This window comes from Proteus sp. fly-1089 (assembly GCF_040138965.1).
Classification (GTDB): Bacteria; Pseudomonadota; Gammaproteobacteria; order Enterobacterales; family Enterobacteriaceae; genus Proteus; species Proteus vulgaris_B.
This window is the reverse complement of record NZ_JBEETS010000006.1, coordinates 20,210-27,378: the sequence shown is the minus strand read 5'-3', so window position 1 is coordinate 27,378 and position 7,169 is coordinate 20,210. Positions and strand designations below refer to the sequence as shown.

At 39.2% G+C, this 7,169-nt stretch carries 6 protein-coding genes; all 6 read left to right on the top strand.

Annotated elements, in window-relative coordinates:
• Positions 1 to 503 precede the first annotated feature (503 nt).
• Entirely contained in the window at positions 504 to 848 is a 345-nt protein-coding gene (locus ABN080_RS13330; RefSeq protein ID WP_349441236.1) for a BON domain-containing protein, read from the top strand.
• Between the two features lie 97 nt (positions 849 to 945).
• Positions 946 to 2,001, top strand: coding sequence for a patatin-like phospholipase family protein (locus ABN080_RS13325; protein ID WP_072069005.1), 1,056 nt, complete (start codon positions 946 to 948; stop codon positions 1,999 to 2,001).
• Between the two features lie 2 nt (positions 2,002 to 2,003).
• Positions 2,004 to 2,786 (top strand): TatD family hydrolase, encoded by a 783-nt coding sequence (locus ABN080_RS13320; RefSeq protein ID WP_197269870.1) that lies wholly within the window; start codon positions 2,004 to 2,006, stop codon positions 2,784 to 2,786.
• Positions 2,787 to 3,115: 329 nt separating this feature from the next.
• Positions 3,116 to 4,417, top strand: coding sequence for a NupC/NupG family nucleoside CNT transporter (locus ABN080_RS13315; protein ID WP_115350218.1), 1,302 nt, complete (start codon positions 3,116 to 3,118; stop codon positions 4,415 to 4,417).
• A gap of 520 nt (positions 4,418 to 4,937) precedes the next feature.
• On the top strand, positions 4,938 to 5,717 hold the full coding sequence (deoC, locus tag ABN080_RS13310; RefSeq protein ID WP_072069002.1) for a deoxyribose-phosphate aldolase: 780 nt from the start codon (positions 4,938 to 4,940) through the stop codon (positions 5,715 to 5,717).
• Between the two features lie 67 nt (positions 5,718 to 5,784).
• Positions 5,785 to 7,107: a thymidine phosphorylase gene (gene deoA / locus ABN080_RS13305; RefSeq protein WP_072069001.1), complete on the top strand. Its 1,323-nt coding sequence runs from the start codon at positions 5,785 to 5,787 to the stop codon at positions 7,105 to 7,107.
• Positions 7,108 to 7,169: the final 62 nt, after the last annotated feature.

Below are 7,169 nucleotides of genomic sequence, written 5' to 3'. Positions count from 1 at the left end.
CGCTAGTCACATACTTATGTATGCTCCTAGCGACTCATTCACTTGTCGCCTAGTTGTAGCTTGAATTATTTAGAGTATGTAATCTAATGAAAAGGCTATATTTTTAATATAGCCTTTTTTTGTTTCTTCGTTTGGTTGAGTGTTTGTACTTAAAAAAGCTCGGTAAGAGACTTAATTTTTTTGTTAAATGTCCTTTGCATATCCCTAATATCCTACCGAAAAACCCTTCTTCATTCGGAATTACTCTTTTTTTTTTCTGTTAACATGACGCCTGTTTTTACACTTATTCATAAATATATGTAAAATTTTTTATAGTTTTATTTGTTATTGTTAGAATAAAATTATTAGGATTAGTCTTTATTTGCTATTTTTTGCTTTATTTAATGCTAATAGCTTATTAGTGTAATAATTTAATTTGTTAAATTTTTGTAGTACTTCATAAAAATAAAGATATTAAAACACACACATTTCCTAACTCAGTTATTGTGATTAAGGGGAGAGCAATGAAACAATATAAAACGCTTAAGTTAGCATTATTCATGTCCATGGGGCTTGCTTTTGTCAGTATGGGAGCATCAGCTGAAGCATCATGGTATAGCGAAATTAATAGTGGAACGAATAATACAGGTTACGCTATCAGCGATACGGCTATTTCTACAAAAATTAAAAATACATTATTGCCAATCGAAAGCATTGATAGTGAATCACTTTCTATTCGTACAGAATTTGGTCATGTATCTGTGACAGGTTTTGTTAAGAATAAAGAACAAGAAGCGCAAATTATGCAAATTATTGAAAAAGTAGAAGGCGTAAAAAGTGTTGATTTTTCAGTAAACATTCGTTCCTAAATTAAGGAACGTTTTTTTTATTTGTATGAATACGTAAAAAGAATGACGCCGAAAAAATGTGAGGGTATCCTTTGTTAAGTTGTATAAAGGAGACATTATGGGGAAGTATGTACCTGTCACATTAAATAATATTACAGCACTCGAATTTCAATCATCTCTACCACAAGGTAAAGTCGCTTTAGTCTGTGAAGGTGGAGGTCAACGTGGGATCTTTACCGCAGGTGTTCTTGATGAATTTATGCGTTCACAATTCGATCCCTTCGATATTTTGCTTGGGGTGTCTGCGGGTGCACAAAATTTATCCGCTTTTGCCTGTGGTCAGCGTGGCTATGCGCGTAAAATTATTAATCGTTATACAACTAATAATCAATTTTTTAATCCCATCCGATTTGTTCGTGGTGGTAATTTATTAGATTTAGATTGGTATATAGAAACGACAGCAAAAGAAATGCCTCTTGATATGCCAACAGCATTACGGCGTTTTGACACTGGTCGTGAATTTTATATGGTAGCCAGTCGTTCTGATAATTTCCAAGCAAATTATTTTCAACCAGATGAGCCAACTTGGCTTGATATCATCAAAGCATCTAGTGCAATTCCTGCTTTTTATCGTAATGGTGTTTTATTCCATGATGTTGTCTATCATGACGGCGGGATAAGTGATGCTATTCCAGTCAGGGAAGCTTATCGGCGGGGGTGTCGTACTATTGTTGTTGTGCGCACGGTTCCTTCTGAATATCAATATACAACTGAGTGGGTCGATCGCATGGGTAAATGGTTCGAAAATAGCCGTTTGCAACGTTTTATGGCGATGGCTCAAGTTCATATTGAAACCTATACCGAAACACTTAAATTTATTCAATCGCCTCCAGAAGATGTTGTGGTTATCGAAATCTATCCTCCAACGACATTACAATCGAGTGCATTAGGTAGTCGTTTAAATGCATTAAATCATGATTATCATGTAGGTAGACGCTGTGGGCGCTATTTTTTAGCGACAATAGGTCAGCATTTTTCTAAGAAAAAATTCAAACAGCATGATAAAAAAATCTTTAGCTTATTTGAGCAAGAAGCAAAGGCAGACAAAGCGGAGGATGCTTCTATTATTCAACAAGGAACAAGAAGTGTGCACCCTGATGTAAGGCAGGTTTAATAATGAATAAATTTATTGATACTCACTGTCATTTTGATTTTCCTGTTTTTTATAATGATATTGCGAATAGCTTATCTTTAGCGAATCAAGCGCAAGTTAAAAAAATCATTATTCCTGCCGTTGCTCGTTGGAATTTTGATGTAGTGACTGAGTTATCAAATGAATATCCTCAATTACATAGCGCATTAGGATTACATCCTTTATATATTGAAGAGCATACTGAGCAACATCTTATTGAATTGGAAGAGAAATTAAAAATAGCTCCTCGTTGTGTTGCTGTTGGGGAAATTGGTCTGGATGACTATATGGATAACCCGCAACCAGAAAAGCAGGAACACTTTTTAATTGCACAACTTAAATTAGCAGCTAAGTTTGATTTACCCGTTATTTTACACTCACGTAAAACTCACGATAAGTTAAGCGCGCTGTTACGTCGTTATGATGTTCCTCGTAAAGGGGTGGTACACGGTTTTGCTGGAAGCCAACAACAAGCTGAAAATTTTATTCAGCAAGGCTATTTTATTGGTGTTGGTGGTACGATTACTTATGAACGAGCACAAAAGACACGTCGAGCAATTGCTTCATTGCCACTCGAATCGCTATTACTAGAAACAGATGCTCCTGATATGCCAGTGAGTGGTTTCCAAGGTGAGCCTAATCGACCTGAGCGTATTCAATATGTTTTTTCCCAACTCTGTGAGCTACGTCAAGAACCCTCTGAGGTAATTGCACAGCAACTCTATCTTAATAGCCTACAATTATTTCGGTTAAAAGATAATGCCTAGTTGTTGAATTGAATTCATCTCAATTTAATCTTATTTATATAAATAAGGTGTTTATTTAACTTTATTGTTTAAGATTGAATACAAGAATTGTTAATCATATGATGTTTTCCTTTTATTCAGCCTATTCAATAAATGCGTTTTTCTCTCTTTTTGTGTGATCCACTTCTCATTTGTGACCTTTTTGTTACTTTTTTCAGATCCTATTTGTGATGGATGTTGAGGGTTCTTTTCTTAGACTAGGTATAATTATCCGGCAAAAAGAGTCAATAAGCTCTGACTAGAGCGTTATTGATAATCCATTAAATTTTTATATGAACAGGGATCCTTCAATGCAACTCATTATGAGCTTGGTCGGAATGGTAACATTAATTTTGATAGCCATTCTGTTTTCCAGCAATCGACGTGCAATTAGACTACGTACAGTTGGTGGCGCATTCCTTATTCAGATTGGCTTAGGTGCATTTGTTCTTTATTCCGACGGTGGTCGTGAGGTACTTCTTGCGGTTTCTGATGGTGTTAAGAATGTAATTGATTACGGCAATAACGGGATGAGTTTCCTATTTGCAGGCCTAGTATCAGATAAAATGTTCGAGTTGTTTGGTGGTGGCGGTTTCGTATTCGCCCTGCGCGTACTGCCTGTTATCGTATTCTTCTCTTCACTCATTGCAGTGCTGTATTATCTTGGCATTATGCAAATAGTCATTAAAATTCTCGGTGGTGGTTTACAAAAAGTACTTGGCACATCACGAACAGAATCTATGTCTGCCACTGCAAATATTTTCGTTGGACAAACAGAAGCCCCACTGGTTGTTCGTCCTTATATTGCAAGAATGACAACCTCTGAACTCTTTGCTGTTATGTGTGGTGGTTTAGCCTCTGTTGCGGGTTCAGTACTTGCTGGATATGCCAGCATGGGTGTGCCGTTAGAGTATTTGATCACAGCATCCTTTATGGCGGCTCCGGGTGGTTTACTCTTTGCTAAATTGTTGATCCCTGAAACAGAAACGCCAGACGATCAAAAAGACGCGCTTGATAAAATGGCAGATGACGAAAAGCCTGCGAATATTATCGATGCCGCAGCCGCGGGCGCATCTTCTGGTCTACAGCTTGCCCTGAACGTAGGTGCCATGTTGCTTGCTTTTGTTGCCTTGATTGCATTAGTGAATGGTATTCTTGGTGGTATTGGTGGCTGGTTTGGCTATGAGAATTTCTCATTAGAACTCGTGCTAGGTTGGGTGTTTGCACCAATTGCCTTCCTGATTGGTGTACCTTGGAGTGAAGCAACCATTGCAGGCTCATTTATTGGACAAAAAATTGTTATCAATGAGTTCTATGCTTACTCTGAATTTAGTAAATACCTAAAAGAAGATGCATTAGTCGCAGGTTCTGGATTAGTGGTGTTATCTGCTCAAACGAAGGTTATTATCTCCTTTGCGTTATGTGGTTTTGCTAACCTCTCTTCTGTTGCCGTACTACTCGGTGGTTTAGGTGGAATGGCGCCAAACCGTCGTAAAGATGTGGCTCGTTTAGGAATGAAAGCCGTACTAGCTGGTACACTCTCTAACTTAATGAGTGCAACAATTGCTGGATTCTTCTTTGCATTAACGGCAATGGCAGTTGTTGCCGCTTAATTGATTTAATTGTAAAGAGCAGATGGGTATTTTACCTATCTGCTCTTTTATGTTTGTTTTCTGCTGTAATGTTAACTACTTTTATTGTGTGAGATATTTCGCAGATTGTATTGAATATGGTCAAAAATGTTGTCATTTAATGCGTATCACACTTTTTTTGCGTTATAAAGACGACTTAAAAACGGTATTCAAGTAACATTAAACCAGAAAATGACCTAACTGTGATATTTGTCACATTTTTATGTCATTGTTTGCAAGTTACATTTGATTAGTGTGACGCAAAGCACATCTAATTGTTCCTTAGCGTGTTCAAATAAGATGTGCTGAAACTTCATGGAATGGCGAAGGCTCAATGACGGGTCGCCGAAGTGAGCATAGCGCGGTGAGAGGGAGCTCAGCTGTCGTTGTAGCACTAGTTACAACAACATCTTCAAGGAACCAAGTCCGCTCGCCAACAAATTTAATCGCTAACCTTAAGCGTATGCCCAAAAGGGCTTAAGAAACATCGTTGGAGAGTTTTATGACAGATTTAACCGCTGCAGCGCGCCTTGCGCTGTCTTTGATGGATTTAACTACATTAAATGATGATGACACTGATGCAAAAGTGACTGCGTTATGTCATCAGGCTAAAAGCCCAGAAGGCAATACAGCCGCTATTTGTATCTACCCACGCTTTATTCCGTTAGCACGTAAAGTGTTACGTGAGCAGGGTACTCCAGAAGTCCGTATCGCAACCGTAACTAACTTCCCTCATGGTAATGATGATTTAGATATCGCATTAGCAGAAACCAATGCGGCATTAGCTTATGGCGCAGATGAGGTTGATGTAGTTTTCCCTTACCGTGCACTAATGGCAGGTAACGAGCAAATCGGTTTTGATATCGTTAAAGCATGTAAAGAAGCTTGCGCAGAAGCAGGTTCTTTATTGAAAGTCATCATCGAAACGGGTGAGTTGAAAGATCCGGCTCTTATCCGTAAAGCTTCTGAAATTTCAATCAAAGCGGGTGCTGACTTTATTAAAACTTCCACAGGTAAAGTACCTGTAAATGCAACACTGGAAAGCGCTGAGTTAATGATCCAAGTGATCCACGATATGGGTGTTGGCAAAGAAGTTGGTTTTAAACCTGCAGGTGGTGTTCGTACCGCTGAAGAAGCTGCTCAATATCTAGCATTAGCTAACCGCATTATGGGTGACAACTGGGTTGATGCCCGTCACTTCCGTTTTGGTGCATCAAGCTTGTTAGGTAATTTACTAGCCACTTTAGGTCATGGCGAGCAAAAATCGTCTAGTGGTTACTAATCCATTCGTGTAATACGCCCACGTTTTATTGTGGGCGTTATCAATGCTATAAAACCAGGAGGTTGCAGTGTTTCTTGCCCAAGAGATTATTCGTAAAAAACGTGATGGTCATCCTTTAACAGAGGAAGAAATTCGTTTTTTCATTAACGGCGTCAGAGATAATACTGTTTCTGAAGGTCAAATTGCTGCATTAGCAATGACTATTTATTTCCACGATATGACCATGCCTGAGCGTGTTGCTCTGACATTAGCCATGCGTGATTCCGGTACAGTATTGAACTGGAAAAGCCTAAATTTAAACGGTCCAATTGTTGATAAACATTCAACAGGTGGTGTGGGTGATGTCACTTCACTGATGTTAGGGCCAATGGTTGCCGCGTGTGGCGGTTATGTTCCTATGATTTCAGGTCGTGGATTAGGTCATACAGGTGGAACATTAGATAAACTCGAAGCTATCCCAGGTTTCGATATTTTCCCTGATGATGAGAAATTTCGCGATATTATTCGTAACGTGGGTGTTGCTATTATCGGACAGACTAACTCATTAGCACCTGCTGATAAACGCTTTTATGCTACCCGTGATATTACTGCTACAGTTGATTCAATCCCTCTTATCACAGCCTCTATTTTAGGTAAGAAATTAGCCGAAGGCTTAGATGCATTAGTGATGGACGTTAAAGTGGGATCGGGTGCCTTTATGCCAACTTATCAGAAATCTGAAGAGCTGGCTGAGTCTATTGTTCAAGTAGCAAACGGCGCAGGCTGTCAAACTACGGCGCTGTTAACGGATATGAATGAAGTTCTAGCTTCTAGCGCAGGTAATGCCGTCGAAGTTCGTGAAGCAGTTCAATTCTTAACAGGTGAATACCGTAACCCTCGTCTATTTGAAGTTACTATGGCGTTGTGTGTTGAAATGTTAGTATCAGGCCGTTTAGCGGATTCACGTCAACAAGCTCGTCAAAAACTGCAAGATGTGTTGGATAACGGTAAAGCGGCAGAAGTCTTTGGTCGTATGGTTGCAGCACAGAAAGGCCCATCTGATTTTGTTGAAAACTACAATAAATACCTGCCAACTGCGGTATTAAGTAAACCTGTATTTGCTGAGAAAACTGGGTTTATCACAGAAATGGATACGCGTGCATTAGGTATGTCTGTTGTGACATTAGGTGGTGGTCGTCGTAAAGCCACTGATGCAATTGATTATAGTGTGGGATTAAGCGACATCGTAGCGCTTGGTGCTGAAATCAACACAGACACTCCGTTAGCGATGATCCATGCTAACAGTGAAAAATCATGGCAAGAAGCTGCGGCTGAAGTCCGTAAAGCGATGGTAATTGGTGATAGTAAACGTGAAGCCTCACCAATGGTGTACCGTCAAATCAGCGAATAAGAACTCAATTACGATTTATAAGTGACATATCCGTGGTCTACGGAGAATGACACAGGAGAGAG